The sequence below is a fragment of the Streptomyces sp. NPDC086077 genome (genome assembly GCF_040686175.1).
Classification (GTDB): domain Bacteria; phylum Actinomycetota; class Actinomycetes; order Streptomycetales; family Streptomycetaceae; genus Streptomyces.
Map to the genome: position 1 here is coordinate 17,471 of NZ_JBFBJT010000062.1, position 23,975 is coordinate 41,445.

Consider the following 23,975-nt stretch of genomic DNA (forward strand, 5'->3'; position numbering starts at 1 on the left):
CATTCAACTAGGAGGCATCGCACCACCGTGATCGTCCGTTCGTTCAAGGAACTCGAAGGCACCGACCGGCACGTGAAATCGGCGTCCGGCACCTGGGAGAGCAAGCGCATCGTCCTCGCCAAGGAGAAGGTCGGCTTCTCCCTGCACGAGACGGTCCTGTACGCCGGCACCGAGACGTCGATGTGGTACGCCAACCACGTCGAGGCCGTGGTGTGCGTCGCGGGCGAGGCCGAGCTGACCGACCACGAGACCTCCCGGACGTACACCATCACGCCCGGGACCATGTACCTCCTCGACGGACACGAGCGGCACACGCTGCGCGTCAAGGAGGACTTCCGCTGCATCTGCGTGTTCAACCCGCCCGTGACCGGGCGGGAGGACCACGACGAGAACGGGGTCTACCCCCTGCTCACCGAACCCGAGGAGGTGTGACCGGACATGACCACCACCACCGTCACCGATCTCTATCCCAGCCGCGGCACCACCGAGGTGTCCACCCCCCGCAAGGACCCCGTCGTCTGGGGCGCGCCCGGTACGCCGGGACCGATCGGCGTCGCCGATCTCCAGGCTTACGAGCGTGACGGCTTCCTCACCGTCGAGGAGATCATCACCGAGGACGAGGTCGCCGTCTACCGGCAGGAGCTGGACCGGCTGGTCAACGACCCGGCGATCCGCGCCGACGAGCGGTCGATCGTCGAGCCGCAGTCCAAGGAGATCCGGTCCGTCTTCGAAGTGCACCGGATCAGCGAGGTGTTCGCCGCCCTGGTGCGCGACGAGCGGGTCGTCGGACGGGCGCGGCAGATCCTCGGCTCGGAGGTGTACGTCCACCAGTCGCGGATCAACGTCAAGCCCGGTTTCGGGGCGAGCGGCTTCTACTGGCACTCGGACTTCGAGACCTGGCACGCCGAGGACGGTCTGGCGAACATGCGCACGGTGTCGGTCTCGATCGCGCTGACCGAGAACTACGACACCAACGGCGGGCTCATGATCATGCCGGGTTCGCACAAGACGTTCCTCGGGTGCGCGGGGGCCACGCCGAAGGACAACTACAAGAAGTCGCTGCAGATGCAGGACGCGGGCACGCCCTCGGACGAGGCGCTGACCGCGATGGCCTCGGAGTACGGCATCAAGCTGTTCACCGGCAAGGCCGGTTCGGCGACCTGGTTCGACTGCAACTGCATGCACGGGTCGGGTGACAACATCACGCCGTTCCCGCGCAGCAACGTCTTCATCGTGTTCAACAGCGTGGAGAACGCGGCCGTGGAGCCGTTCGCCGCGCCGGTGCGCCGCCCGTCGTTCATCGGGGCGACGGACTTCACCCCGGTGAAGTGAGCCACCGGGCCTGAGCCGACCGCGGAGCCCGGACCCCCTTCAGCAGGGGGTCCGGGCTCCGGTCGTGCGGCGGGTCAGCCGGCCAGCACGTCGAGGATCCGGTCCACGTCGGCGGCCGTGTTGTACAGGTGGAACGAGGCCCGCAGATTGCCCGCCCGGCCGGAGACCTGCACGTCCGCGCGCGCCAGTTCCTCCGCGCGGTGCGCGAGCCCCGGCACGGAGACGATCGCGGAGCCCGGCGCGGGGACGGCCTCGTGGCCGAGTGCGCCCAGTCCCGCGCGGAAGCGGTCGGCGAGGGCGAGGTCATGGGCGTGCACGGCGTCCACGCCGAGTTCCTCGATCAGTTCGAGGGAGCGGCGCAGTCCGGCGTAGGTGAACAGGGCCGGGGTGAGGTCGAAGCGCCGCGCGGAGTGGGCGAGTTCGGTCACCGGGCCGTAGCAGCTGTCCATCGGGACCTCCCCGGCGACCCAGCCCGCCAGCACCGGCGTCAGCCCGGCGAAGTCCTCCGGTACGACGAGGAAGGCCGCCCCGTGCGGGCCGAGCAGCCACTTGTAGCAGGTCACACCGGTGAAGTCGTACGCGCTCGCGTCCAGGGGCAGCCAGCCGGCGGCCTGGGAGAAGTCGATGTACGTCCGGGCCCCGTGCGCACGGGCCGCCTCACGCAGCGCGGGCAGGTCGGCGACGCGCCCGTCGGCGGACTGCGCGGCGCTGACGGCGACCAGCGCGGTGCCCGGGCGGACGGAGTCGGCGATCCGCTCCAGCGGCACCGCCCGCACCTTGAGGTCGCCGCGCACATGGAACGGGTTGAGGACGGAGGTGAAGTCGTCCTCGGCGGTGAGGACTTCGGCACCCGCGGGCAGCGAGGCGGCGATCACGCCGGTGTGCGCCGCGACCGAGGCGCCGGCCGCCACCCGGCCGACCGGGACGCCGGCCAGCCGGGCGAAGGCGGCGCGGGCGGCTTCCACGTCGTCGAACAGCGGGTCCAGTGAACGGCCCTCGACCCGCAGCCGCACCGCCTCGTGCAGGGCGGTCACGGTGCGGGCCGGCAGCAGCCCGTTGCTCGCGGTGTTGAGGTAGGTGTTCTGCGGGGCGAACTCGGCGCGGACCAGGCTCTCGAAGGTCTCCATGGATCCACTGTGCGGCCGGAGGATCTGCCCGTCCATCGCGTATTTCTACGGGGATTCCCTAAGGAGCTCTTATGGACCCGGCCTGACCTGGGCCTTCACTGGCGAGGCGGCACCGCGCACCCGTCGGGGCCGCACGCGTCCGCCGCGCCGTCCTCGATCAGCGTCAGCGGCGGCCGCTCGCCCCAGGCCTGGCTCAGCGCCCGCTCGAACACCTCGGTGGGCTGGGCGCCGGACACCCCGTACTTCCGGTCGAGCACGAAGAACGGCACCCCGTTGGCCCCGAGCTGGGCGGCCTCCCGCTCGTCGGCGCGCACCTCGTCGGCGTAGGCCTGCGGGTCGGAGAGCACCTTGCGCACCTCTGCCTCGTCGAGCCCGGCGCCGACGGCGATCTCGACGAGCCGCTCGTCGTCGTTGAAGACGGACCGCTCCTCGGCGAAGTTCGCCCGGTACAGCCGCTGGACCAGCTCGTCCTGGCGGCCGTGCTCCTTGGCGAGGTGGAGCAGCCGGTGCATGTCGAAGGTGTTGCCGTGGTCACGGTCGCGCGTCCGGTAGTCCAGCCCCTCGGCGGCGGCCTGCGCACCCAGGTTGTCCTCACCGGCCTGCGCCTGCGCCGGGCTCATGCCGTACTTCTTCGCGAGCATCGTCAGCACGGGCTGCACGTCGTCCTTGGCCCGGCCGGGGTCCAGCTCGAAGGAACGGTGCACCACCTCGACCCCGTCGCGGTGCGGGAAGGCCGCGAGCGCCTTCTCGAAGCGGGCCTTGCCCACGTAGCACCAGGGGCAGGCGATGTCGCTCCAGATCTCGACACGCAGGGTCACGGCACTCTCCAGGTCGTACGGGCGGCGGAGGCCTTCTCCACCGGGTACGTGAACGTTCAAGAGTTCCCGTTCATTCCCGGGCGCCGGGGCCGACCCTCGTACTCAGCTTCCGTCGCGCAGCTCCCGTGGCCAGACCGGACGGAACTCGATGTGGTCGTACGTCACCACGCACCCCGCCCCCATCGGCGACTGGGTCATGAACCCGACCAACGCGGCGCCCGTCTCCTTCTCCTCGCCCAGCGTGAACAGCCTCACGAAGGTCCAGCGCTCGCCGTCCCGGGAGGCGTGGAAGGCGAAGGCGCGGCCGGTGCGGCTGACTCGCAGCCAGACGGAACTCCCTTCCACGGTGAAGGAGTTGGCGTCGTCGGAGTGCCCGCGGGTGACCACCGTGCAGATGGTCGGCACGTCCGGGGAGTACTCCAGGCAGAGCTTGGCCCACGCCCGCTCGCCGACGTGCACGTAGAGCACCCCGGCGTCGAAGGCGGCGTTGAAACCGACCGTCACACGGGCGATCAGCTGGAAGTCGCCTTCGGGTGCCCCGAGCAGCCGGGGCGCGTCGGAGGCGGGCTCCAGCGCCTCCCCGGTGGGTGGCACGAACCGGTCCTGCCGCGCCCCGGCCCACCCGGTGAGCACGCCGTCCTCGTAGGCCCAGTTGCCGTCGGGCCCGTAGCTGCGGAGGGAAAAGGGCACTTCGGGAAGCTCCATGTCCATCGCGCCATCATCCCAGGCTCGCCGACGCCGCTCGGGGGCGAGGGTCCGCTGCGGAAATGTGCGGCTCCGCCGCACGGGCGCGACAAGCCACACACGACCCGCGGCCCACCGCACCCGCCACGGCGCTCCCGGCGCTACCGCTCCAGGACCCCGTTGAACCGCCGGGGCAGCCCCAGCGGGTTCCCGTCCCGCAACTCCGGCGGCAGCAACGCCTCCGGTGCCCCCTGGTACACGACCGGCCGCAGCCACCGCTCGATCGCCGTACCGCCCACGGAGGTGGACGTCGAGGTCGTGGCCGGGTAGGGCCCGCCGTGGTGCTGGGCCGGCGCGACCGCGACTCCGGTCGGCCACCCGTTCACCAGCACGCGCCCCGCGAGCGGCGTCAGCTCCGCGAGCAGCTCCGGCCCACGCCCCTCCCCCGCGGCCTCCTCCGCCGACAGATGCACCGTCGCTGTGAGGTTGCCCGGCAGCCGGGAGAGCACGGCCGTCGCCTCGCCCGCGTCCTCGTAGCGGACCACGACCGTGACGGGCCCGAAGCATTCCTCCAGCAGCAGGTCGTGCGCGCCCTCGCGCGCCAGCTTCCGCGCCGGCACCGTCAGGAAGCCCGCGCTGACCGTGTGCTCGCCGCCCGCGCCGGGCGTCACGGGCGACTCGACGCCGTCGAGCGCGGCCCGCTCGGCGACGCCGGCGACGAAGTTGTCCCGCATCCGGTGGTCCAGCAGCACGCCGGCCTCGGTGTTGCTGACCGCGTCCGTCAGCGACTTCACGAGCCGGTCCCCCGCCGCGCCGGACGGCGCCAGCACCAGCCCGGGCTTCACGCAGAACTGCCCGACGCCCAGCGTCATCGAGCCCGCGAGCCCGCCGCCGATCTGCTCGGCGCGCTCCTCGGCCGCCGCCTCCGTGACGAGCACCGGGTTCAGGGAGCCCAGCTCGCCGTGGAAGGGGATCGGGACGGGGCGGGCGGCCGCCGCGTCGAAGAGGGCGCGCCCACCGCGTACCGAACCGGTGAACCCGGCCGCCGCGACCAGCGGATGCCCGATCAGCTCCACCCCCGCCTCGAAGCCGTGGACGAGGCCCACCACCCCGTCGGGGATGCCGTGCTCCCGGGCGGCCCGGCGCAGCACCTTGGCGACCAGCTCGGACAGCGCCGGGTGGTCGGGGTGGGCCTTGACGACGACGGGACAGCCGGCGGCGAGCGCGCTGGCGGTGTCACCGCCGGCGACGGAGAAGGCGAAGGGGAAGTTGGAGGCGGAGTAGACGGCGACGACGCCCAGCGGGACCTTGTGGCGGCGCAGGTCGGGGACGGGCGGGGTGGCCGTGTCGTCGGGGTGGTTGATGACGACGTCCAGGAAGGCGCCCTCGTCGACGATGCCGGCGAATGCCCGCAACTGGTAGCACGTGCGCGCGAGTTCGCCGGTCAGCCGGACGGGGCCCAGCGCGGTCTCGGCGTCGGCGGTCTCCACGAGCCCGTCCCGCGCCGCCTCCAGCTCGTCCGCGGCGGTGCGCAGGAAGGCCGCGCGGACGGCGCGGTCGGCGAGGGCGCCCCGGGCGGCGTGTGCGGCGCGGACGGTGGTGTCCACCTCCTGGGCTGTGGCTTCCACCGCAACCTGTTCCCGCTGCTTCCCGGTACGGGGGTCGACACTCCAGACTGGTGCTGCTGCCACCGCGGGTCCCTCCAGAAGTCTTGCCGCAGTACGTAGGTCACTCTCCACGCCACCGACCAGCGCTGTTCGATATACTGAACGCTGTCTCCGTTCGTGAATATGATGGAGACTATATCTCCGGTTTCCCGTCGAACGAAGGGGTCAAGGGCGATGTCGGCAGCCGAGACAGGCGGCGGGGCGCAGGTCAAGTCCGCGGTGCGGACGGTGGAATTGCTCGAGTACTTCGCGGGAAGTCCCGGCATGCACTCGCTGGCCGCCGTCCAGGAGGCCGTGGGCTACCCCAAGTCGAGCCTGTACATGCTGCTGCGCACCCTCGTCGAGCTCGGCTGGGTGGAGACGGACGCCACGGGCACGCGGTACGGCATCGGCGTGCGGGCGCTGCTCGTCGGCACGTCGTACATCGACGGTGACGAGGTGGTCGCGGTGGCCCGGCCGACCCTGGACCGGCTCTCGGACGACACCACCGAGACCATCCACCTGGCGCGCCTGGACGGCACCAACGTCGTCTATCTCGCCACCCGCCAGTCGCAGCACTACCTGCGCCCGTTCACCCGCGTCGGACGCCGGCTGCCCGCGCACTCCACCTCGCTGGGCAAGGTGCTGCTCAGCACCTTCTCCGACGAGCAGGTGCGCAAGCTGCTGCCGGAGACCTTGCCCGCGCTGACCGAGCACACCATCACCGACCGGGAGAAGCTCATCGAGGAGCTGCACCAGGTACGGGAGCAGGGGTACGCCGTCGACCGCGAGGAGAACACTCTCGGCCTGCGCTGCTTCGGCGTGGCCATCCCCTACCGCACCCCGGCCCGCGACGCCATCAGCTGCTCGATCCCGGTGGCCCGGCTCACCCCCGCGCACGAACAGATGGTGAAGGACGCCCTGTTCGACGCCCGCGACCGCCTGACGCTCGCCACGCGGAGGCTGTGAGCCGCGGGGCTTGCCCGGCCTCCCCCGTGCGGCCCGGGACCGTACCCAGGCGGTGATCGCCGCGTACGAGGCCGGTTTTCTGAGGAGCGGATGAGAAAACGGACGGAAGGGAACGTTCCGCCCCTGCCGCTCGTCTCCAGTAGCGGAATGAACAAGACGATCAGGCGGGCGTCGGTCTTCACGCTGCTCCTGGTGCTGGTCCTGCTGGTCCGGGCCACCTGGGTGCAGTTCTACGAGGGCCAGGCACTCGCGGACGACAAGGACAACCGGCGGAACGCGATCGAGCTGTACAGCGAGCCGCTCGGCAACATCGTCGTGGCCGGCGACTCGGTGACCGGATCGGCCCGGACGACAAGTGGCGACCTCAGATACAAGCGGACGTACAAGGACGGCGCGCTGTACGCGGCGGTGACCGGCTACAGCTCGCAGGTCTACGGCGCCACCCAGCTGGAGGGCATCTATCAGGACCTGCTGGACGGCACCGACACGCGGCTGAAGACCGTGATGGACACGGTCACCAACAAGCGCGCCGACCCCGGTGACGTGATCACGACGATCGACCCGGACGCCCAGCGAGCGGCGTTCGAGGCGCTCGGTGACAAGAAGGGCGCCGCCGTCGCGATCGACCCGAAAAGCGGCAGGATCCTGGCGGTCGTCTCCACTCCGTCGTACGACCCGTCGGAGATCACCGCGGGCAACTCGGAGGTCTGGACGCAGCTCACCGAGAACGACGAGGACAAGCCGATGACCAACCGGGCGCTGCGCCAGCCGCTGCCGCCCGGCTCCACCTTCAAGCTGGTGGTGGCGGCGGCCGCGCTGGAGGACGGGCTGTACGCGTCGGTGGACGACAGGACGAAGAGCCCCGACCCGTACCCGCTGCCGCAGTCCTCGGACAACCTCACCAACGAGAACCCGAACGCGCCCTGCGAGGACGCGTCGATCCGGGTCGCGCTCCAGTACTCCTGCAACAACGTCTTCGGCAAGATGGCCGTCGACCTGGGCCAGGACAAGGTCCGCGCGATGGCGGAGAGGTTCGGGTTCGACGACGGCGAGCAGGACGTTCCGGTGCGCGCCTACGAGAGCGTGTATCCGAAGGACATGGACGACGCGCAGACCGCGCTGTCGGGCATCGGCCAGTTCGACGTGACCGCCACGCCGCTCCAGATCGCCATGGTGTCCGCGGCCCTGGCCAACGGCGGCGAGCTGGTCGAGCCGCACATGGTGTCGAAGATCACCGACCACAGCGGCGATGTGCTGGAGGACTACGACGACAACGCCTCCAGCAGGGAGATCGTCAGCTCGGAGACCGCCGAGCAGTTGCAGTCGGGATGCAGACGGTCGTCGAGGAGGGCACGGGGTCGAACGCGCAGATCCCCGGCGCCACCGTCGGCGGCAAGACGGGTACGGCCCAGCACGGCGAGAACAACAGCAAGACGCCGTACGCCTGGTTCACCTCGTACGCCAAGTCCGACTCCTCGGACCTTGAGGTCGCCGTGGCGGTGGTGGTGGAGCAGTCGGACGCGGAGCGCTCGGAGGTCAGCGGCAACGGACTGGCCGCGCCGGTGGCCAAGGCCGTCATGGAGGCGGCGCTGCGGTAGGGCGAGGGGGGCGACCCGACGGGGTTGCCCCCTCTCACCACCTCACCTGACGCCGAGAAGCTGCTCGATCGGGTCGATCGCGAAGTACACCAGGAACAGCGCCGAGGTCCCCCACAGCAGCCAGTGGACCTCCCTGGCCTTGCCGAGCACCGTCTTGATGACGACGTAGGCGAGGAAGCCCGCGCCGATGCCGTTGGTGATGGAGTACGTGAACGGCATCACGGCGATGGTCAGGAACGCCGGGACGGCGATCTCGTAGCGGTCCCAGTCGATGTGTTTGACCTGGGTCATCATCAGGAAACCGACGGCGACCAGGGCCGGGGCGGCCGCCTGGAGCGGGACGATGGTGAGCAGCGGCGTGAGGAACAGGGCGAGGGCGAACAGGCCGCCGGTGACCAGGTTGGAGAAGCCGGTGCGTGCGCCCTCGCCGACGCCGGCCGCCGACTCGATGTAGGACGTGGCGGACGAGGAGGACGCGGCGCCGCCCGCGACGGCCGCCGCGCCGTCGATGAGCAGAACCCGGCCCAGGTTGGGGACCTTGCCGTCCTCGTCGAGCAGCCCCGCCTCGGCGCTGATCCCCACGACCGTGCCCATGGTGTCGAAGAAGTCGGACAGGATCAGCGTGAAGATCAAAAGTACGACGGTGACGACGCCGACGCCGGGCTCGCCGAACGCGCCGAAGAGGTCGAAGTCGCCGATCAGGCCGAAGTCGGGGCTGTCGACGACCTGGTCGGGCCAGGCGGGTGTGGTCAGGCCCCAGGTCTTGATGTCGGCGAGGGAGTCGACGAGTATCGCGACGACCGTCATGGTCACGATGCTGATCAGGATGGCGCCCTTGACCCGGCGGGCGAGCAGCCCGACGGTCAGCAGCACCCCGAGGCAGAAGACGAGCATCGGCCACCCCGTGAGCGTGCCGGAGCCGCCCAGCTGAACGGGCACGGTGGTGTTCGCGGCGTCCGGGATCCGGCTGACGAAGCCGGCGTCGACGAAACCGATGAACGCGATGAACAGGCCGATGCCGACGCTGATCGCCTGCTTGAGGGGCTGCGGGATGGCGTGCATGACGGCCTCACGCAGGCCGGTCACCACCAGGACGCAGATCAGCATGCCTTCGACGACGATCAGGCCCATCGCGTCGGCCCAGCTCATCAGCGGGGCGATCTGGAAGGCGACGACGGCGTTGAGGCCGAGTCCGGCGGCGAGGGCGAGGGGCAGGTTGCCGCCGACGCCCATGACGACGGTCATGACGGCGGCCACCAGGGCGGTCGCGGTGGTGAGTTGGACGGCGTCGAGCTGCTGGCCGTACTTGTCCTCGGCGCTGCCCAGGATGAGGGGATTCAGGACAAGGATGTAGGCCATCGTGAAGAACGTGGCGAGACCGCCGCGTATCTCCCGGCCGAAGGTGGATCCCCGTTCGGAGATCCTGAAGAACCGGTCGACCCCGTTCCCCGCCGCCGGCGGCTGACTTGGCCGGTCGGTCGCCTTCTTCAGTTCGGACATGGCTGAGCTCCCTGATGCCTGAATGATCGATGTGCGAACGCTGGCAGGATTGTTCCCACGCGCCACCACGTCCAGGTTTTCCGCGTGTTACGGAATCGGCCTTCCCCGCCCGTGGGAGCTCGGTGCGGTCCCGGCCCGGCCATGGGGGTCAGCGCAGGCGCCCCGCGCCCGCGTGGCGGCCGACGATCGAGTGTCGACAACCCCCGCCCCGGATCGGGGCACGGGGAACTGCGCGACCGATCGGGGACGGCCCGTGGCGCGGGGCCGTGGGCCGTCCCACTGTCGTGTCGGCGTGCTAACCCTTCTGGTTGCTCCACTCGGCCTGGGCCTCGTTCAGCTGGTCGGCCAGTGTGTTCAGGAAGTTTTGCGGGCTCAGGCCGCCCAGCAGTACCTTCTGGAAGTTCGGCTCGTTGTCCGCCTTGGAGATCGTGTTCCAGTCCGGCAGGTAGTACGGCAGTTGCACGATCGTCGTGGAGCCGTCACTCAGTGCCTGCGCGGCCAGCTTCGTCGGCTCGGCCTCCGAGATCCACGCGTCCTTCGCCGCGTCGGCGTGCGCAGGCACCTGGCCCGCCGTCCTGTTGAACTTCGAGTTCTCCGCGTGCGACGTGGCGAACTCGATGAACTTCCACGCGGCTTCCTTGTTCCTGGAGGCCTTGAACAGCCCCAACCCGTCCACCGGGTTGGACACCTGCACCCGCTTGCCCCCGGGCCCCGTCGGCTGCGGAATCCCCCGGAACTTCTCGACTCCCAGCGCCTTCACGTGGTCCTGGTACGAGCCCAGGTTGTGGTTCAGCATCCCGATCGTGCCGGAATCCCACTGCGCCACCATCTTGGTGAAGTCGTTGTTGAGGTCGGCGGCCGGGGTGACCTTCTTGTACAGCGCGGCGTACTTCTCCAGCGCCGCCACGTTCGCCGGGTCGTTCACGGTGGTCTTCGCGCCGCTCGCGTCCCAGAAGGACGTGATGCCCGACTGCCCGTACATCGCGTCCAGGGCCTGGGCGATCGAGCCCGCGCCGCCCCGGATCGTGTACCCGAACTCGTTCCTTCCCGCGGCGGTGAGCTTCTCGGCGGCCTCGTAGAAGGCGTCCCAGGTGGTCGGCTCCCGCAGGCCCGCCTTCTCGAAGAGGTCGGTGCGGTAGTACAGCACACCGTTGTTGGCGGAGGTCGGAATCGAGTAGAGCGTGTCCTCGGCACCGCCCGCCGCCCTCAGCGACGTGACCATGTCCTCGTTGAGCTTGCCGTTCAGCGACGACTTGGCGAGCCGCTCGTCCAGCGGATCCAGCGCGCCCTGCGCGGCGAACCCCGCGATCATGGCGGCGCCGACACCGCCGACGTCGGGCAGGCCGCCGCCCTGGATGGCGGTGTCGACCTTGGACTGGTACTCGGTGGAGGCGATGCCCACGTACTCGACGTCGATGTCCGGGTTCGCCTTCTCGAAGCCGGCGATGATCTCATTCCAGATGTCGGTGCGGACACCGCCGTTGTTGTCCCAGAAGACGATCTTTCCGGTGCCGCTGCCCTCGGCGCCGTTGCCGCCGCTCGCCCCGCTGCCGTCGTCGCCGCAGGCGGTGACGGTCAGCGCGAGCACGGCGCCCAGGGCGACGACGGCCGGCGTACGGCGTCTGCCGGTGCTGTCTCTGCGAATGCTGATCTTCATCTTCATCGGTCGGCTCTCTTCGTGAGGGGGACTTCAGATGGCGGTGATACGGAACTGCGTGAACACGCCGGCCCCGGCATGCCCCGGTGCCTCGCCCGGCGCGAGGGCGAAGAGACCGATGAGGGCGCCGACCCAGCGCCACGGCGTGGCGGCGAAGACCTGGCCGGAGCGGCACGGGCCGTCGCCGATGTCGTAGCCGAATCGGCAGCGCGCCCCGGCCGCGATCTCGATCCGCAGCCGCGCCCGTCCCTGGGGGACCAGCCGGGGGCGGTCGGCGTCCCGCTCCCGTTGCGCGACCGCTTCCGCGAAGCGGTGCACCAGGTGGACCGTCCCGTCGGCCTCCCGCTGCAGGCCGATCCAGCTGAACGCGTCCCCCAGCACCGCCAGTCCGGCCCGCGCTCCCGGCTGCGCGCTGTCGAGCCGCAGCTCCACCTCGACGGCGGCCGGCGTCCCGGGCAGCCGCTGGGTGAGGACGTTCGGCACCTTGCGCAGATCGTGCGCGACGGCCGAGCGGACGCAGGTCAGCCGGAGACCGTCACCGGAGTGCCGGGTGGCCCAGCCGTCGCGCCGGTTGGCGGTCCACTGCCACTGCGGGCCGTACCGTCCGCCGGGGAAGTCGTCGTCGGTGGCGGGCGCGGCGGGTGGCTGCGCCGGCAGGGCGGGGCGTGGGTGGACGGCGACGGGGGCGCCGTCGTCGCCGAGCACCGGCCAGCCGTCGGCGTCCCAGCGCATCGGCTGGAGGTGGACGACCCGGCCGTACGCGCCCCGCTGCTGGAAGTGCACGAACCAGTCCTCACCGGACGGCGTGCGCACCCAGCCGCCCTGGTGCGGCCCGTTGACGTCGGTCTCCTTCTGCTCCAGGACGACCCTCTCCTCGTAGGGCCCGAAGAAGTCGCGGGAGCGGAAGGCGCCCTGCCAGCCGGTCTCCACGCCCCCGGCGGGCGCCAGGATCCAGAACCAGCCGTCGTGCCGGTAGAGCTTGGGGCCTTCGAGGGTGAACCAGCCGGGGATGCGGTCGGCGTCCACGATCACCTCGCCGGCGTCGCGGAGAGAGGTCCCGTCGGGGTGCATACGGTGGCCGGTGAGCCGGTTCTTGACGCCGGAGCGGGACCTGGCCCAGGCGTGCACCAGGTAGGCCCCGCCGGTCTCGTCGTCCCACAGGGGGCAGGGATCGATCAGTCCCTTGCCGGGCTTCAGCAGGTGCGGCCGGGTCCAGGGGCCGCGTGTCCGGGGGGCGTTGACCTGGAAGATGCCCTGGTCGGGATCGCCCCAGAAGATCCAGAAGCGGTCGCCGTGGTGGCGCAGGGAGGGTGCCCAGACGCCGCCGTCGTGGCGGGGCGTCGCGAAGGCGCCGTCCGGTTCGAGCCGGTCCAGGGCGTGCCCGATGAGGGTCCAGTTGACCAGGTCGCGGGAGTGCAGCAGGGGCAGACCCGGGACGCGGCCGAAGCTGGAGGCGGTGAGGTAGAAGTCGTCGCCCGCGCGCACGATGTCCGGGTCGGACCAGTCGGCGTCGAGGATCGGGTTGTGGTAGAGGGTCTCGCCGGGTTCCACGCTCACGGGGTCACCGCCTTGCGGACCAGCGCCGCGGCCTCGTCGCGGGTGAGGCGGCCGTCGGCCACGACGGTGACGATCCGGCGGACGACCGTCTCCCCGGGCGGGATGGGCAGCCGGGCGTCGTGGGCCAGACAGGAGCCGACGCCCGGGTACTCGGCGGTGCGGACGAACCACGGGTCGTGGCGGGTGGCGTCCGTGGCACCGGCGAGGACGAGCGTCCAGCCTGCTCCGCCCCCGGCTCCGGGGTTCGCGGACGCCCCGCCCGTCAGGGCCACCCAGTCGGCGCGGGCGCCGTGCACGGCGGCCTCGCCGTCGGCCGCGGCGGTGAAGACCTCCGGCGCCGAGGCCTCCTTCCGCGCCCGCCAGAAGAAGCCGCCGTAAGCCGCCCCGGGGCGCCCGCTGGTGGCGGGGCTGCCGAGGGACAGCGGGCGGGAGGTGGTGTTGGTGAGGGCGAAGGCGAAGTCCAGCGCCCAGGCGGTGCCGGTGAGTTCGTTAGCGGCGACCGTGCGGCGCTCGCGCAGTAGCTCGGCCCCGGCGGCCATCCAGCGCAGGTCCGCCACGAAGGCACCGGGTTCGCGGAGCTGGAAGGCGAGGTGCCGCTGGGCGCCGTGGTTGCCGAGCTCGGTCGGGCCCTTGCCGCGGACGAAGGTGCGCCCGCCCCAGAAGTTGTACCCCTCGACGTCGGGGACGGCGACACCGACGCCGAGGTGGTGGGGGTGGTCGGCGGGCGTCAGTTCGGTGACCACCGTGCCGGCCAGGGTGGTGACGGGGTGCAGACAGGGGCGCGGGGAGAGCCGGGCCGGAAGTTCCGGCCGGGTGACGTACCGGCCGACGGGGCGGCCCGCCACCCGCAGCACCGGGGAGTCGTGGCCGGTCATCGAGGGCTCACCTCCGCACGACCGGTCCGCGGCACGTCCGGACGCGCCCAGGGGGCACCGAGTTCGGAGTAGAGGGCGAGGGTGTTCGCGGCGGCCGCGACCAGCGCGTCGACGCCGGGTACGACCCGCCGGTGCTCGCCGGGGACGGACCGCCAGGCGGCCTCGGGCAGCGAAGCCGGGTCGGGCGCCAGCCGGATCGCCTCCACGACCCGCATGAAGGCGCCCGTCGCGTCCGGCGGGACCAGCAGAGCGGCCCCGGTGGTGAGGTGTCCGACCAGGTTCTCCAACAGGTCGGTGCGGCCGTGCTCGTACTCCCGCGGGCCGTGGTCCGCCCGCTGGAGCAGCACACGGTCCTGCTTGTACCAGAAGGTGATCCGGCCCCGGCTGCCGTGCACCACGACGTACGGCTCCTGCGGCCGCTCGGCGCACAGGGTCGCGGCCACGGTGACCGGGAGTCCCTGGGCGGTGGTGACACGGACGCAGGAGGTGTCGTCGGCCTCGATGGCGTTGGCCCGCCACAGCTCGGTCTCGACCTCGGTCACGTCCTTCGCCCGGGTGGCGCCGCCCAGCACGAGGGCGGTGGCGACGGCGTGCGCGAGCGGGTTGGTGAGCGCTCCGTCGACCACGTCGGCACCGTCCAGGCGGCGCCGGCCGGCCCAGGGTGCCCGCCGGTAGTACGCGTCGTCGCGCGCCCAGGCGCCGGCCCCGCCGACGCCGGTCACCGTGCCGATCGCCCCCTCGGCGACCAGTTCGTGGATCGCGGGCAGGGCGTGCGAGCCCTGCGACTGGAAGCCGATCTGGCAGACGACGCCCGCCTCGGCGACCCCGTCCGCCATCCGGCGGAACTCCGCGTACGAGGGGGCCGGGGGCTTCTCCAACAGGATGTGCACGCCTCTGCGGGCGGCCGTCAGCGCGAGGTCGGTGTGCGTGGGGATGGGGGTGCAGACCACGGCGACCCGGGCTCCGGTGCGGTCGAGCAGCGCGCCGAAGTCGGCGGACTGGGCCGGGAGTTCGCCGCCGGACTCCTCCTCCGTGAGGGGCACCGGCTCGCAGACGCCGGCGAGGCGGACCAGACCCTGGTCCTGCAGGCGGCGGATGTTGGCGAGGTGCCAGCGGCCGTGGCCGCGGCCGCCGGCCAGTACGACGGGTACGGCTGTGTCACACACCTTCCTCACCCCTTCACCGCCCCCGCGCTGAACCCGGTGATCAGCCACCTCTGGATGAAGGCGAACACGAGCACCACCGGCACCGCGGCGATGATCCCGCCCGCGGCGAGGGCGCCCAGGTCGACGCTGTCCGCGCTCATCAGGCTGTTCAGGCCGACCGGTACGGTCTGCTTCTGCTGGTTGTTCAGGAACATCAGGGCGAACAGGAAGTGGTTCCAGGAGTGCACGAAGGCGAAGGAGCCGACCGCGATCAGCCCGGGCCGCAGCAGGGGCAGCACCACGACCCGGAAGGCGGTCATGCGGTTGCAGCCGTCGACCCACGCCGCCTCCTCCAGGGAGTACGGCACGTTCTTGATGAAGTTGCTGATGAGGATCATCGACAGCGGCAGCTGGAAGACGGTCTCCGCGAGGATGACGCTGCCGAGCGAGTTGATCATCTGAAGCCCGGCGAAGATCTCGAAGAGCGGCACCAGCAGCAGTGCCCCGGGCACGAACTGGGAGCAGAGCAGACCGAGCATGAAGGCCCGCTTGACCCGGAAGTCGAACCGGGCGAGCGCGTAGCCGCCGGCCAGGGCGACCACGGTGGTGAGCAGCAGCGTGGCGAGTCCGACGTACACGCTGTTCTGGAAGTAGGTGCCGAAGCCGCGCTCGGTCCAGACCTTCTCGAAGTGGTCGAGGGTCATCGGCCAGGGGACGAGGGAGGTGGAGCCCGCGGGGCGCAGGGCGAAGAGCAGGATCCAGTAGAACGGGACGAGGGTGAAGACCAGGTACACCGAGAGGGGCAGGTAGATCTGCCAGCGCGGGGCCTCGTCCCAGGCGCGGTGCTTGTGCCCGGCCGGACGCCGCGGCCCGGGGGCGGCGCGCCGGAAGGCGGGCGCGGCCGCGGTGACCTCCTTGAGGGTGCTCACTTGGCCTCACTTCCGAACTTGCTCAGCCGCAGATAGACGATCGAGCAGAAGAGCAGGATCACGAACGCGACCGTGGTCAGGGCCGAGGCGTAGCCGAAGTCGTGGGCGTCGACGCTGGTGTTGGCGATGTACAGCGGGAGCGTGGTGGTCACGCTGGCCGGTCCGCCGCCGGTGAGGGTGTAGAGCAGGTCGACGTTGTTGAACTCCCAGACCGCGCGCAGCAGCGTGGACAGCACGATGGCGTCCTTCAGGTGCGGCAACGTGATGTGCCAGAACTGCTTCAGCCGGCTCGCCCCGTCGACCTCGGCGGCCTCGTACAGGTCCTTCGAGACGGACTGGAGGTCGGCGAGGATGAGGATGGCGAAGAACGGCACTCCGCGCCACAGGTCGGCGACGACCGCCGCCGGGAAGACGGTGGAGGTGTCCGAGAGCCAGCTGGTGCCGTAGGAGCCGACGCCCAGGTCCGCGAGGTAACGGGTGATGCCCGTCTGGGAGTTGTAGAGCAGCACCCAGATCGCCGAGGTCAGCACGCCGGAGACGGCCCACGGGGAGAAGACCAGTGCCCGCCCCAGGGCGCGCCCCATGAACGTCTGGTTGACGATCAGGGCGAGGGCGAGCCCGAAGAGCAGCTGGAGCCCGACCTCGACGACGACCCACTTCGCGCTGAAGACCAGCGTGTCCCAGAAGACCGGGTCCTCGGTGAACGCGTGGACGAAGTTGTCGAGGCCCGCGAAGCCGTTCCGCCATGGTTTGGTCGGGTTGTACTCCTGGAGGCTGTAGTAGAAGACGCTGAGCACCGGGTAGGCGATGAAGCCGAGCATCAGCAGGGCCGCCGGGGCGATCAGCAGATACGGCAGTCCGCGCGGCGTGGCGGAGGCACGGCGCCGCCTCGGTGGCGGTGGCGGTTTCGCCACGGCTGCGGCTTGGGCCATGACTGTTCTCCGTTCTCGGTGAAGCTCGGTGAAGCGCTTTCCGATCATCGTTCGAGATCTCGACCGCATGGTGTCGCGGCCGGGGGTGGTGGTTCAGCCCGCGTACGGGTCCCGCACCGTGCCCGGCCGCGCGAGGAACGCGAAGTCGCAGCCGGTGTCCGCCTGGGTGATCTGTTCGCTGTAGAGCGCCCCGTAGCCGCGCTCGTACCGCGCGGGCGGCGGCGTCCACGCCGCCCTGCGGCGTTCCAGCTCGGCGTCGTCCACGTCGAGCCGGAGGGTTCGTGCCGCGACGTCGAGGGTGATGGAGTCGCCGGTCCTGACCAGGGCGAGCGGGCCGCCGACGTGCGACTCGGGCGCCACGTGCAGCACGCACGCGCCGTAACTCGTGCCGCTCATCCGGGCGTCGGAGATCCGCACCATGTCGCGGACGCCCTGCTTCAGCAGATGGTCGGGGAGGGGCAGCATGCCGTACTCCGGCATGCCGGGGCCGCCCTTGGGACCGGCGCCCCGCAGCACCAGCACGCTGTCCGCCGTGATGTTGAGGGACGGGTCGTCGATGGTCCGCTGCATGGTCCGGTAGTCGTCGAAGACGACCGCGGGGCCGGAGTGCTGGAGCAGGTGCGGCGCGGCGGCGATGTGCTTGATGACGGCGCCGTCCGGGCAGAGGTTGCCGCGGAGCACGGCGACCCCGCCCTCGGGCGCGACCGGGTTGTCGCGGGGCCGGATGACGTCGTCGTCGTGCACCTGAGCGCCGGAGATCTGTTCGCGCAAGGTTTCGTGGGAGACCGTGGGCCGGTCCAGGTGGAGCAGGTCCGGGATGCGGGAGAGGAACCCGGGCAGCCCGCCGGCGAAGTGGAAGTCCTCCATGAGGTACTTCCGGCCGCCGGGCCGGACGTCGGCGAGCACCGGCACCGTGCGGGCGATGCGGTCGAAGTCGTCGAGGGTGAGCCCGACCCCCGCCCGGCCCGCCATGGCGATGAGGTGGATGACGGCGTTGGTGGAGCCGCCGAGGCCCAGGACGGTGGTGACGGCGTCCTCGAAGGCGTCGCGGGTGAGGATGTCGTTAAGGGTGCGGCCCCGGAGGACCAGTTCGACGATCCTCAGGCCGGCCGCGGCGGCCATCCGGTCGTGCCCGGAGTCGACGGCGGGGATGCTGGACGCGCCGGGCACGGTCACGCCGAGCGCCTCCGCGGCGGCGGTGAGGGTGGACGCCGTGCCCATCGTCATGCAGTGACCGGGCGAGCGGGCCAGGCCGCTCTCCAGCTCGGCCAGCTCGCAGTCGCCGATGAGGCCGGCCCGCCTGTCGTCCCAGTACTTCCACATGTCGGTGCCGGAGCCGAGCACCTCGCCCCGCCAGTGGCCGGGCAGCATCGGCCCGGCGGGCACGAAGACGGTCGGCAGGTCGACGCTCGCGGCCCCCATGAGGAGGGCGGGTGTGGTCTTGTCGCAGCCGCCCATCAGGACCGCACCGTCGACCGGGTACGACCGCAGCAGTTCCTCGGTCTCCATGGCGAGGAGGTTGCGGTAGAGCATCGGGGTCGGCTTCTGGAAGGTCTCGCTGAGCGTGGCGACCGGGAACTCCAGCGGGAAGCCGCCCGCCTGCCAGACCCCCCGCTTGACCGCCTGGGCGCGATCACGGAGGTGCACATGACAGGGATTGATGTCGGACCAGGTGTTGAGGATCGCGACGACGGGCTTGCCCAGGTGCTCCTCGGGCAGATAGCCGAGCTGGCGGGTCCGGGCGCGGTGGCTGAAGGACCGCAGGCCCTCCGTGCCGTACCACTGGTGGCTTCTGAGCTCCTCCGGGCGCTTCCTGGCGGTCATGCCGACCATCCGGCGGCGATGGCGGCGACCTCGGCGCGCTCGTTGCCGGGCAGCTGCCTGCTCGGCGGGCGGACCTCGCGGCGGCACAGCCCGAGGGAGGCGAGGGCCTCCTTGACGACGGTGACGTTGTCCGCGGAACCGTTCGCGGCACGCAGTTCCTCGAAGCGGCGGATCTGCTCCCAGACCTTCATGGCGGCCGGGTAGTCGCCGCAGCGCAGCGCCTCGATCATGTTCAGCGAGACGGCCGGGGCGACGTTCACCAGGCCGGAGGTGAAACCGGTGGCGCCCGCGGAGAAGTAGGACGGGGCGTACGGCTCGGCGAGGCCGGCCACCCAGACGAACCGGTCCAGCCCCGCGTCCCGGGCGAAGGCGGCGAAGCGGGCGGCGTCCGGGACGGCGTACTTGACGCCGACGACGTTGGGGCAGGCGTCGGCGAGTTCGGCGAGGCGTGCACCGGGCAGCCGCGCGTCGCGCAGGTAGGGGACGACGCCCAGCTCGGGGACGGCCTCGGCGATCGCGCGGTGGTAGTCGACCCAGCCGCGCTGCGAGACGTACGGGTGGACGGGCTGGTGGACCATCACCATCCGGGCGCCGTGCTCCCGGGCGTGCCGGGCGGAGGCGACGGCGGTGGGCACGTCGTGGCCGACGCCGGCCAGGACCACCGCGCGGTCGCCGGCCTCGGCGAGGGTCAGCTCGGTGACGAGGCGGCGCTCCGCAGGGGTGAGGGCGTAGAACTCGCCGGTGTTGCCATTGGGCGTGAGGGTCCTGACACCGGCGTCGAGCAGCCGACGCAGCAGGGCCCGGTGGGTGTCCGGGTCGACGGATCCGTCCTCGGCGAACGGCGTCACCGGAATCGCCACCACGTCGGCCAGGGCCTCCCGCTGGGTCTCGAAGGTCGTGGTCATGCCGGGCCGCCCTCTCCCCGGACCCCGGCCTCCGCCGCGGGGAAGGCCCGCTCGACGAAGGACGCGATATGGGCGTGCAGGGCGCGCGCGGCACCGTCGGCGTCCCCGTCCAGGGCCAGCCGCAGGATCTCGCGGTGCTCGGCGGCCTCGCGTTCCCACGACGGGTCGGCGGCCCAGGCGACGGCGGAGACGAGGGCGGCCTGGTCGCGGACCTCGTCGAGCATCCGGCCGAGCAGGGGGTTTCCGCAGGACACATAGAGGGCGCGGTGGAACTCCCGGTTGGCCAGGGACCGTTCGGCGGTGTCGGTGGCCTCGTCGGCGAGGGTCAGCGCGGCCCGCGCGGCGTCGAGGGCGGCCCCGCGCCGGACGGACCGCCGCAGCGCCTCCGGCTCCAGCAGCAGCCGCACGTCGTAGACCTCGCGCGCCATGTCCGCGTCCACCATGCGCACGGTGACGCCCTTGTACTGGTTCATCACCACCAGTCCGGTCCCGGCGAGCGTCTTGAGCGCCTCGCGCACCGGGGTCTTCGACACCCCGAACTGCGCGGCGAGGTCGGTCTCCACCAGGGCCTGGCCGGGTGTCAGCCGGCCGGTGAGGATGCGGCGTTTGATCTCCTCCAGCACGTATTGCGTGCGGGAGGGGATCGGCGTGGGCACAGAGGTCATGCGCGCCTCTCGGATCTCGCGTCGCGTACCGGGATCGTGTATCGGATCTCGCGTATCGCGTCTCATATATGACGTACGAAGTACGACGCGTTGAAGGTAGGAGCGCCTCTGTGGTTCGTCAATGCATCTGACAAAAGAAGGGGGGACAGGGGAGGCCGGTGCTCGGTGTCACCGGCCGGGGCGCCACCCCGGATCCCGGCCGCTCAGTCCCACGGCCCGGTCGAGCAGCGGCGCGTCCTGCGGGACGGTGACGACGGGACCGAACAGGCTCCCGTCACGGACCGTCTCCTCGGCCGCCGCGAGCAGGAAGCCGTACGACGAGCGCAGCGCCGCCGGGTCGGGCTCGTAGGGCCGGCCGGTGGCGCGGGCCAGGTCCCAGGCGTGGATCAGCAGTTCGTCGGCCGCGATCACGCCCGCGAGATCGCCGGGCAGGTCCACGCCGCCCGCCCGGGTCATGCCGGTCCAGGCGGCCGGGTCGCGCCAGGCGTCGGCGAGTTCGTCGAGGGCCTTGGGCAGCTCCTCGCGCCAGCCGGGGCCGATGTCCGGCACGGCCGTGTCCGGGGCGGTGTCGGTCGTCGGGCCGAGCGCCTTGCGCCCGGCGTCCCGGAAGGCGACGGAAAGCCCCACCAGGTGCCCCAGCAGGTTGCGCACCGCCATCTTCGGGCACGGCGTCGGGTCGGCGAGCTGCTCGTCGGTCACCCCGGCGGCGAGCTCCGCGACGATCCTGGTCTGCGGGCCGAGGTCGAAAGGGGTCGGGTCGGTCATCGGGTGCTCCTCGAGGGTGGTGTCCTGGGAGGTAGACCTATGCCGGCGCCCGAAATCATCGGTCCCCGGTCCGGTTTCCCAGGCACTTGCCCGATCCGGGCCGAGGGGCCTTGGCCCGACGATGACCAGGCATGACCGGTACGCACGGCAACACCGACGGGAGCGGCGGGATCCGGCGCCTCCTGGGCGACCGCAACGCCGCCCTCTACCTCACCGGCGTGGTGATCTCCGGCCTGGGCACCTCCGCCCTGTGGCTGGCATCCGGGGTCTGGGTGAAGGAGCTGACCGGCTCGGACGGCCTCGCCGCGCTGAGCCTGCTCGCCATGTGGGCCCCCACCCTCGCCGGCCCCCTCCTGGGCTCCCTGGCCGACCGCGTCCGCCGCAAGCCCCTGCTGCTCGGCACGAACCTGCTGATGGCGGCGCTCCTGCCCGCGCTGCTCACGGTGGACGCCCCGGCGGACGTGTGGCTGCTGTTCGCGGTCCTGTTCGTGTACGGCGTGGCAGGCGTCGTCCAGGACGCCGCCGAGTCGGCGCTCGTCGCCGCCGCGCTCGACCCCGCCCTGCTCGGCGACTTCAACGGCCTGCGCCTGAGCCTCGCCGAGGGCACGAAGCTGATCGCCCCGCCGGCCGGCGCGGGCGTCTACGCGGCGTACGGCGGGGCGAGCGTGGCGCTGCTGGACGCGGCCACGTTCGTGCTCGCGACGGGCCTGTACGCCGCGCTGCGCGTCCGCGAGAACCCGCCCACCCCGGGTCGGCGCGCCCCCGTGGCCGAGGGCACCCGGCACCTGTGGGCGCACCCGCGCCTGCGCCCCCTCGTCCTCGCCGGCGGCACGACCATGCTCCTCGCGGGTTTCAACGGCGCCCTGGTGTACGCCGTCGTGGAGCGCCTCGGGCACCCCCCGGCGTACGCGGGCGTCCTCGCAGCCCTCCAGGGGCTCGGGTCGGTCGCGGCCGGCCTCGCCTCGGGCCCCGCTCTGCGCCACCTCGGTGAGCGCCGGTTCGTGGTGGCAGGGATCGCGCTCACCGGCGTCGCGGTGGCACTGCGGGCGGTGCCGTACGACCCGGCGGCCTGGGCGGGCAGCGTGGCGATCGGCGCCGGGCTGCCCTGTGTGCTGATCGCCGCCCTGACCGGCGTACAGCGGGACGCCCCGGACGCCTTGCTGGGCCGCGCGGCCGCCACGGCAAGCACCCTGCTGTTCGCCCCGAACGTGCTGGGGCTCGCGGCGGGAGCGGTCCTGGTCGAAGTGCTCCCCCACCAGCCGCTGCTCGTACTGCTGGGTCTGGCCCTGCTCCTGACGCCGCTTCAGCTGCTCCTCAGTGCCTCCCGTACCGCCGCGAGGTCGCCGTCCGACGCCAACCCGGCGTGATAGAGCCGCAGTTCCGTGGCCCCGAGGGCACGCGCGCGTGCGGCGTCCCCGGCCAGGGCGCCGGGGCGCCCGCCCATCCCGGAGACCACGGTGAAGTTGGCGGCGAGCACGGCGCCCTCGGGGGCCGACTCGGCGAACGGCGTCAGCGGGCCCGCCCCGCTCGTGCACGGCACGACCACGCCGTCCGCGACGGACAGGATGTGCGCCGGGTCGACGCCCGCGTTGGCACCGCAGTGGTACGACACCGGATCCGCGTGCAGGAGGACCTGGAAGCCCTCGGGTGCGGCGGCGCGGACCGCCGCGACCGCCGTCTCCTGGAGGGTGCGTGCCGTGTCGTCGCGCCACGCGCGCGTTGCGGCCGCCAGGGTCTCGCCGAGCAGCTTCCCGACGCCCGCCCAGCCCCCGTCCGACGGCGCGCCCTGCCACACCGGCTGCAGCGCGGTCCGTACGGCGTCGGCCAGCCGGTCGGGGTCGAGGCCCTGCGCGGCGTAGCCCGCCCGGCAGGCGGGGCAGAAGCACAGAGACATCAGGTACTGGCCGGCGTCCCCCAGGGTGACGCCCGCGATCTTGTCGTGGGCGTGCAGATGGGCGAGGCCGTACCAGCCGAGGGACTCCAGCTCGGTGCCGCGCGCGCCCGGCCGTACGGCGGCCTCCGCGGCCAGCTCCACGAGGTAGGCGCGCGTGGCGGGCTGTGCGACGCACGGCGCCCAGGGATAGCGGTCGCCGTAGGCGTTGACGACGGAGGTGTCCGGATGCTCGGCACCCAGCCGGGAGTTGTGCGCGAGGACCACCCAGGTGTGCACCTGAAGGCCGGCGTCCGCGAGGGCGGCGGCCGCCTCGCCGTACGCGTCGCCGGGCGCCCAGTCGCCCGCCGGGTAGGGGCGCAGGGGGCGGCCCTCCCAGGTGGCGCCGGGCGGATAGAGCACGGCGGCGTGCTCGGCGGTGACGACCCGGTGGCGGGGGTGGCGGGGGGTGAGGGCGCGCGTGGAGTGGTAGGCGGCGGCGAGCGTCACCTGGTCCACGCCGAGCTCGGCGATCCGGGCCGGGGCCCCCGGGTCTCCGTTGACGTCCCAGGGGTAGAGGAACGCCGACGCCTTCACAGGCCCTCCTCCAGCAGCGCGTAGCCACGCTCGATCACCTGGGCGAGCTGCTTGACGTGGTCCTCGCCCGGTTCGTGCAGCGGGGGCCGCACCTCACCCACGTCGAGCCCGCGCAGCCGCACGCCCGCCTTCACGAGGGAGACGGCGTAGCCGCGGCCCTGGGCTCGCAGTTCGACGAACGGCCGGTAGAAGCCGTCGAGCAGGCGGTGGACGGTGTCGTCGTCACCCGAGGCCAGCGCCGCGTGGAAGGCGAGGGCGATCTCCGGGGCGAAGCAGAAGACGGCCGAGGAGTAGAGCGGTACGCCGACGGCGCGGTAGGCGAGCTGGGTCTGCTCGGCGGTCGGCAGGCCGTTGAAGTAGAGGAAGTCGCCGGGGACCTCGGTGCGTACGGCGCTCACGATCCGCTGCATCAGATCCAGGTCGCCGAGGCCGTCCTTCAGGCCGATGATCCCGTCCGTGCGGGCGAGGTCGACGACGGTCTCGGGGCTGAAGACGGCGTTGTCGCGCTGGTAGACGACGACCGGCAGGGCGGTGGCCGACGCGAGCTCCCGGTAGTGCCGCAGCAGGCCCTCCTGCCCGG

The 23,975-nt window shown here is 71.9% G+C and carries 21 protein-coding genes and 1 pseudogene; 5 read left to right on the forward strand and 17 right to left on the reverse strand.

Annotation, left to right across the window (positions count from 1 at the left end):
* Nucleotides 1-27 precede the first annotated feature (27 nt).
* Both AB0O67_RS19380 and thpD read left to right on the forward strand, forming a co-directional pair.
* Nucleotides 28-432: an ectoine synthase gene (locus AB0O67_RS19380; protein ID WP_365451587.1), complete on the forward strand. Its 405-nt coding sequence runs from the start codon at nucleotides 28-30 to the stop codon at nucleotides 430-432.
* 6 nt (nucleotides 433-438) lie between these two features.
* The gene (gene thpD, locus AB0O67_RS19385) at nucleotides 439-1,332 is read left to right on the forward strand and encodes an ectoine hydroxylase (protein ID WP_365451589.1); all 894 of its coding nucleotides are present in this window, start codon (nucleotides 439-441) and stop codon (nucleotides 1,330-1,332) included.
* 74 nt (nucleotides 1,333-1,406) lie between these two features.
* Here thpD and AB0O67_RS19390 read toward each other — a convergent pair whose 3' ends face one another.
* The 4 genes from AB0O67_RS19390 to AB0O67_RS19405 form a co-directional block, all read right to left on the reverse strand.
* Nucleotides 1,407-2,459, reverse strand: a complete 1,053-nt coding sequence (locus AB0O67_RS19390; protein ID WP_365451591.1) for an aminotransferase class V-fold PLP-dependent enzyme — start codon at nucleotides 2,457-2,459, stop codon at nucleotides 1,407-1,409.
* 95 nt (nucleotides 2,460-2,554) lie between these two features.
* A complete protein-coding gene (locus tag AB0O67_RS19395) occupies nucleotides 2,555-3,271 on the reverse strand; it encodes a DsbA family oxidoreductase (RefSeq protein ID WP_365451627.1) in 717 nt (238 codons plus the stop codon).
* Nucleotides 3,272-3,379: 108 nt separating this feature from the next.
* The gene (locus AB0O67_RS19400; RefSeq protein WP_365451593.1) at nucleotides 3,380-3,988 is read right to left on the reverse strand and encodes a DUF1349 domain-containing protein; all 609 of its coding nucleotides are present in this window, start codon (nucleotides 3,986-3,988) and stop codon (nucleotides 3,380-3,382) included.
* Between the two features lie 134 nt (nucleotides 3,989-4,122).
* The gene (locus AB0O67_RS19405) at nucleotides 4,123-5,652 is read right to left on the reverse strand and encodes an aldehyde dehydrogenase (NADP(+)) (RefSeq protein WP_365451595.1); all 1,530 of its coding nucleotides are present in this window, start codon (nucleotides 5,650-5,652) and stop codon (nucleotides 4,123-4,125) included.
* Between the two features lie 150 nt (nucleotides 5,653-5,802).
* Between AB0O67_RS19405 and AB0O67_RS19410 the strand changes: the two genes are divergently transcribed.
* Both AB0O67_RS19410 and AB0O67_RS19415 read left to right on the forward strand, forming a co-directional pair.
* Nucleotides 5,803-6,576 carry an IclR family transcriptional regulator gene (locus AB0O67_RS19410; RefSeq protein WP_365451597.1) on the forward strand — a complete coding sequence of 258 codons (774 nt, stop codon included), beginning with the start codon at nucleotides 5,803-5,805 and terminating at the stop codon, nucleotides 6,574-6,576.
* A gap of 147 nt (nucleotides 6,577-6,723) precedes the next feature.
* Nucleotides 6,724-8,174 (forward strand): annotated as a pseudogene (locus AB0O67_RS19415) (penicillin-binding transpeptidase domain-containing protein).
* 42 nt (nucleotides 8,175-8,216) lie between these two features.
* Here AB0O67_RS19415 and AB0O67_RS19420 read toward each other — a convergent pair.
* The 11 genes from AB0O67_RS19420 to AB0O67_RS19470 all read right to left on the reverse strand — a co-directional run bounded on the left by AB0O67_RS19420 (nucleotide 8,217) and on the right by AB0O67_RS19470 (nucleotide 20,928).
* Nucleotides 8,217-9,674, reverse strand: a complete 1,458-nt coding sequence (locus tag AB0O67_RS19420) for an NCS2 family permease (RefSeq protein ID WP_365451599.1) — start codon at nucleotides 9,672-9,674, stop codon at nucleotides 8,217-8,219.
* Between the two features lie 295 nt (nucleotides 9,675-9,969).
* Nucleotides 9,970-11,331 (reverse strand): sugar ABC transporter substrate-binding protein, encoded by a 1,362-nt coding sequence (locus AB0O67_RS19425; protein WP_365451629.1) that lies wholly within the window; start codon nucleotides 11,329-11,331, stop codon nucleotides 9,970-9,972.
* Nucleotides 11,332-11,364: 33 nt separating this feature from the next.
* The gene (locus AB0O67_RS19430; protein WP_365451601.1) at nucleotides 11,365-12,888 is read right to left on the reverse strand and encodes a family 43 glycosylhydrolase; all 1,524 of its coding nucleotides are present in this window, start codon (nucleotides 12,886-12,888) and stop codon (nucleotides 11,365-11,367) included.
* A complete protein-coding gene (locus AB0O67_RS19435) occupies nucleotides 12,885-13,763 on the reverse strand; it encodes a PmoA family protein (RefSeq protein ID WP_365451603.1) in 879 nt (292 codons plus the stop codon). The genes AB0O67_RS19430 and AB0O67_RS19435 overlap by 4 nt, the downstream gene beginning before the upstream one ends.
* Nucleotides 13,760-14,929: a Gfo/Idh/MocA family oxidoreductase gene (locus tag AB0O67_RS19440; RefSeq protein ID WP_365451605.1), complete on the reverse strand. Its 1,170-nt coding sequence runs from the start codon at nucleotides 14,927-14,929 to the stop codon at nucleotides 13,760-13,762. The genes AB0O67_RS19435 and AB0O67_RS19440 overlap by 4 nt, the downstream gene beginning before the upstream one ends.
* Nucleotides 14,930-14,934: 5 nt before the next feature.
* Nucleotides 14,935-15,837 (reverse strand): carbohydrate ABC transporter permease, encoded by a 903-nt coding sequence (locus tag AB0O67_RS19445; RefSeq protein WP_365451607.1) that lies wholly within the window; start codon nucleotides 15,835-15,837, stop codon nucleotides 14,935-14,937.
* Nucleotides 15,834-16,769 carry a sugar ABC transporter permease gene (locus AB0O67_RS19450; RefSeq protein WP_365451609.1) on the reverse strand — a complete coding sequence of 312 codons (936 nt, stop codon included), beginning with the start codon at nucleotides 16,767-16,769 and terminating at the stop codon, nucleotides 15,834-15,836. The genes AB0O67_RS19445 and AB0O67_RS19450 overlap by 4 nt, the downstream gene beginning before the upstream one ends.
* A gap of 93 nt (nucleotides 16,770-16,862) precedes the next feature.
* Entirely contained in the window at nucleotides 16,863-18,593 is a 1,731-nt protein-coding gene (araD, locus tag AB0O67_RS19455) for an L-arabinonate dehydratase (protein WP_365451611.1), read from the reverse strand.
* The gene (locus tag AB0O67_RS19460) at nucleotides 18,590-19,498 is read right to left on the reverse strand and encodes a dihydrodipicolinate synthase family protein (RefSeq protein WP_365451613.1); all 909 of its coding nucleotides are present in this window, start codon (nucleotides 19,496-19,498) and stop codon (nucleotides 18,590-18,592) included. The genes araD and AB0O67_RS19460 overlap by 4 nt, the downstream gene beginning before the upstream one ends.
* Nucleotides 19,495-20,163, reverse strand: a complete 669-nt coding sequence (locus tag AB0O67_RS19465) for a GntR family transcriptional regulator (RefSeq protein WP_365451615.1) — start codon at nucleotides 20,161-20,163, stop codon at nucleotides 19,495-19,497. The genes AB0O67_RS19460 and AB0O67_RS19465 overlap by 4 nt, the downstream gene beginning before the upstream one ends.
* Nucleotides 20,164-20,331: 168 nt before the next feature.
* Nucleotides 20,332-20,928, reverse strand: coding sequence for a TIGR03086 family metal-binding protein (locus tag AB0O67_RS19470; RefSeq protein ID WP_365451617.1), 597 nt, complete (start codon nucleotides 20,926-20,928; stop codon nucleotides 20,332-20,334).
* A gap of 131 nt (nucleotides 20,929-21,059) precedes the next feature.
* On the opposite strand from AB0O67_RS19470, the gene AB0O67_RS19475 reads away from it, so the two are divergent.
* A complete protein-coding gene (locus AB0O67_RS19475; RefSeq protein WP_365451619.1) occupies nucleotides 21,060-22,295 on the forward strand; it encodes an MFS transporter in 1,236 nt (411 codons plus the stop codon).
* On the opposite strand, the gene AB0O67_RS19480 is transcribed toward AB0O67_RS19475, so the two are convergent.
* A complete protein-coding gene (locus tag AB0O67_RS19480; RefSeq protein WP_365451621.1) occupies nucleotides 22,232-23,395 on the reverse strand; it encodes a hypothetical protein in 1,164 nt (387 codons plus the stop codon). The genes AB0O67_RS19475 and AB0O67_RS19480 overlap by 64 nt on opposite strands.
* Nucleotides 23,392-23,975, reverse strand: a 584-nt coding sequence (locus AB0O67_RS19485) for a dihydrodipicolinate synthase family protein (RefSeq protein ID WP_365451623.1), incomplete at its 5' end; no start/stop codon positions are given. The genes AB0O67_RS19485 and AB0O67_RS19480, both read right to left, overlap by 4 nt.

Bases quoted from the DNA above. Each gene is read 5' to 3' on its own strand.
- AB0O67_RS19420 (WP_365451599.1), bottom strand. From the start codon at position 9,674: ATGTCCGAACTGAAGAAGGCGACCGACCGGCCAAGTCAGCCGCCGGCG.
- AB0O67_RS19465 (WP_365451615.1), bottom strand. From the start codon at position 20,163: ATGACCTCTGTGCCCACGCCGATCCCCTCCCGCACGCAATACGTGCTG.
- AB0O67_RS19460 (WP_365451613.1), bottom strand. From the start codon at position 19,498: ATGACCACGACCTTCGAGACCCAGCGGGAGGCCCTGGCCGACGTGGTG.
- AB0O67_RS19475 (WP_365451619.1), top strand. From the start codon at position 21,060: ATGACCGGTACGCACGGCAACACCGACGGGAGCGGCGGGATCCGGCGC.
- thpD (WP_365451589.1), top strand. From the start codon at position 439: ATGACCACCACCACCGTCACCGATCTCTATCCCAGCCGCGGCACCACC.
- AB0O67_RS19450 (WP_365451609.1), bottom strand. From the start codon at position 16,769: ATGGCCCAAGCCGCAGCCGTGGCGAAACCGCCACCGCCACCGAGGCGG.
- AB0O67_RS19435 (WP_365451603.1), bottom strand. From the start codon at position 13,763: ATGACCGGCCACGACTCCCCGGTGCTGCGGGTGGCGGGCCGCCCCGTC.
- AB0O67_RS19400 (WP_365451593.1), bottom strand. From the start codon at position 3,988: ATGGACATGGAGCTTCCCGAAGTGCCCTTTTCCCTCCGCAGCTACGGG.
- araD (WP_365451611.1), bottom strand. From the start codon at position 18,593: ATGACCGCCAGGAAGCGCCCGGAGGAGCTCAGAAGCCACCAGTGGTAC.
- AB0O67_RS19390 (WP_365451591.1), bottom strand. From the start codon at position 2,459: ATGGAGACCTTCGAGAGCCTGGTCCGCGCCGAGTTCGCCCCGCAGAAC.
- AB0O67_RS19410 (WP_365451597.1), top strand. From the start codon at position 5,803: ATGTCGGCAGCCGAGACAGGCGGCGGGGCGCAGGTCAAGTCCGCGGTG.
- AB0O67_RS19470 (WP_365451617.1), bottom strand. From the start codon at position 20,928: ATGACCGACCCGACCCCTTTCGACCTCGGCCCGCAGACCAGGATCGTC.
- AB0O67_RS19425 (WP_365451629.1), bottom strand. From the start codon at position 11,331: ATGAAGATCAGCATTCGCAGAGACAGCACCGGCAGACGCCGTACGCCG.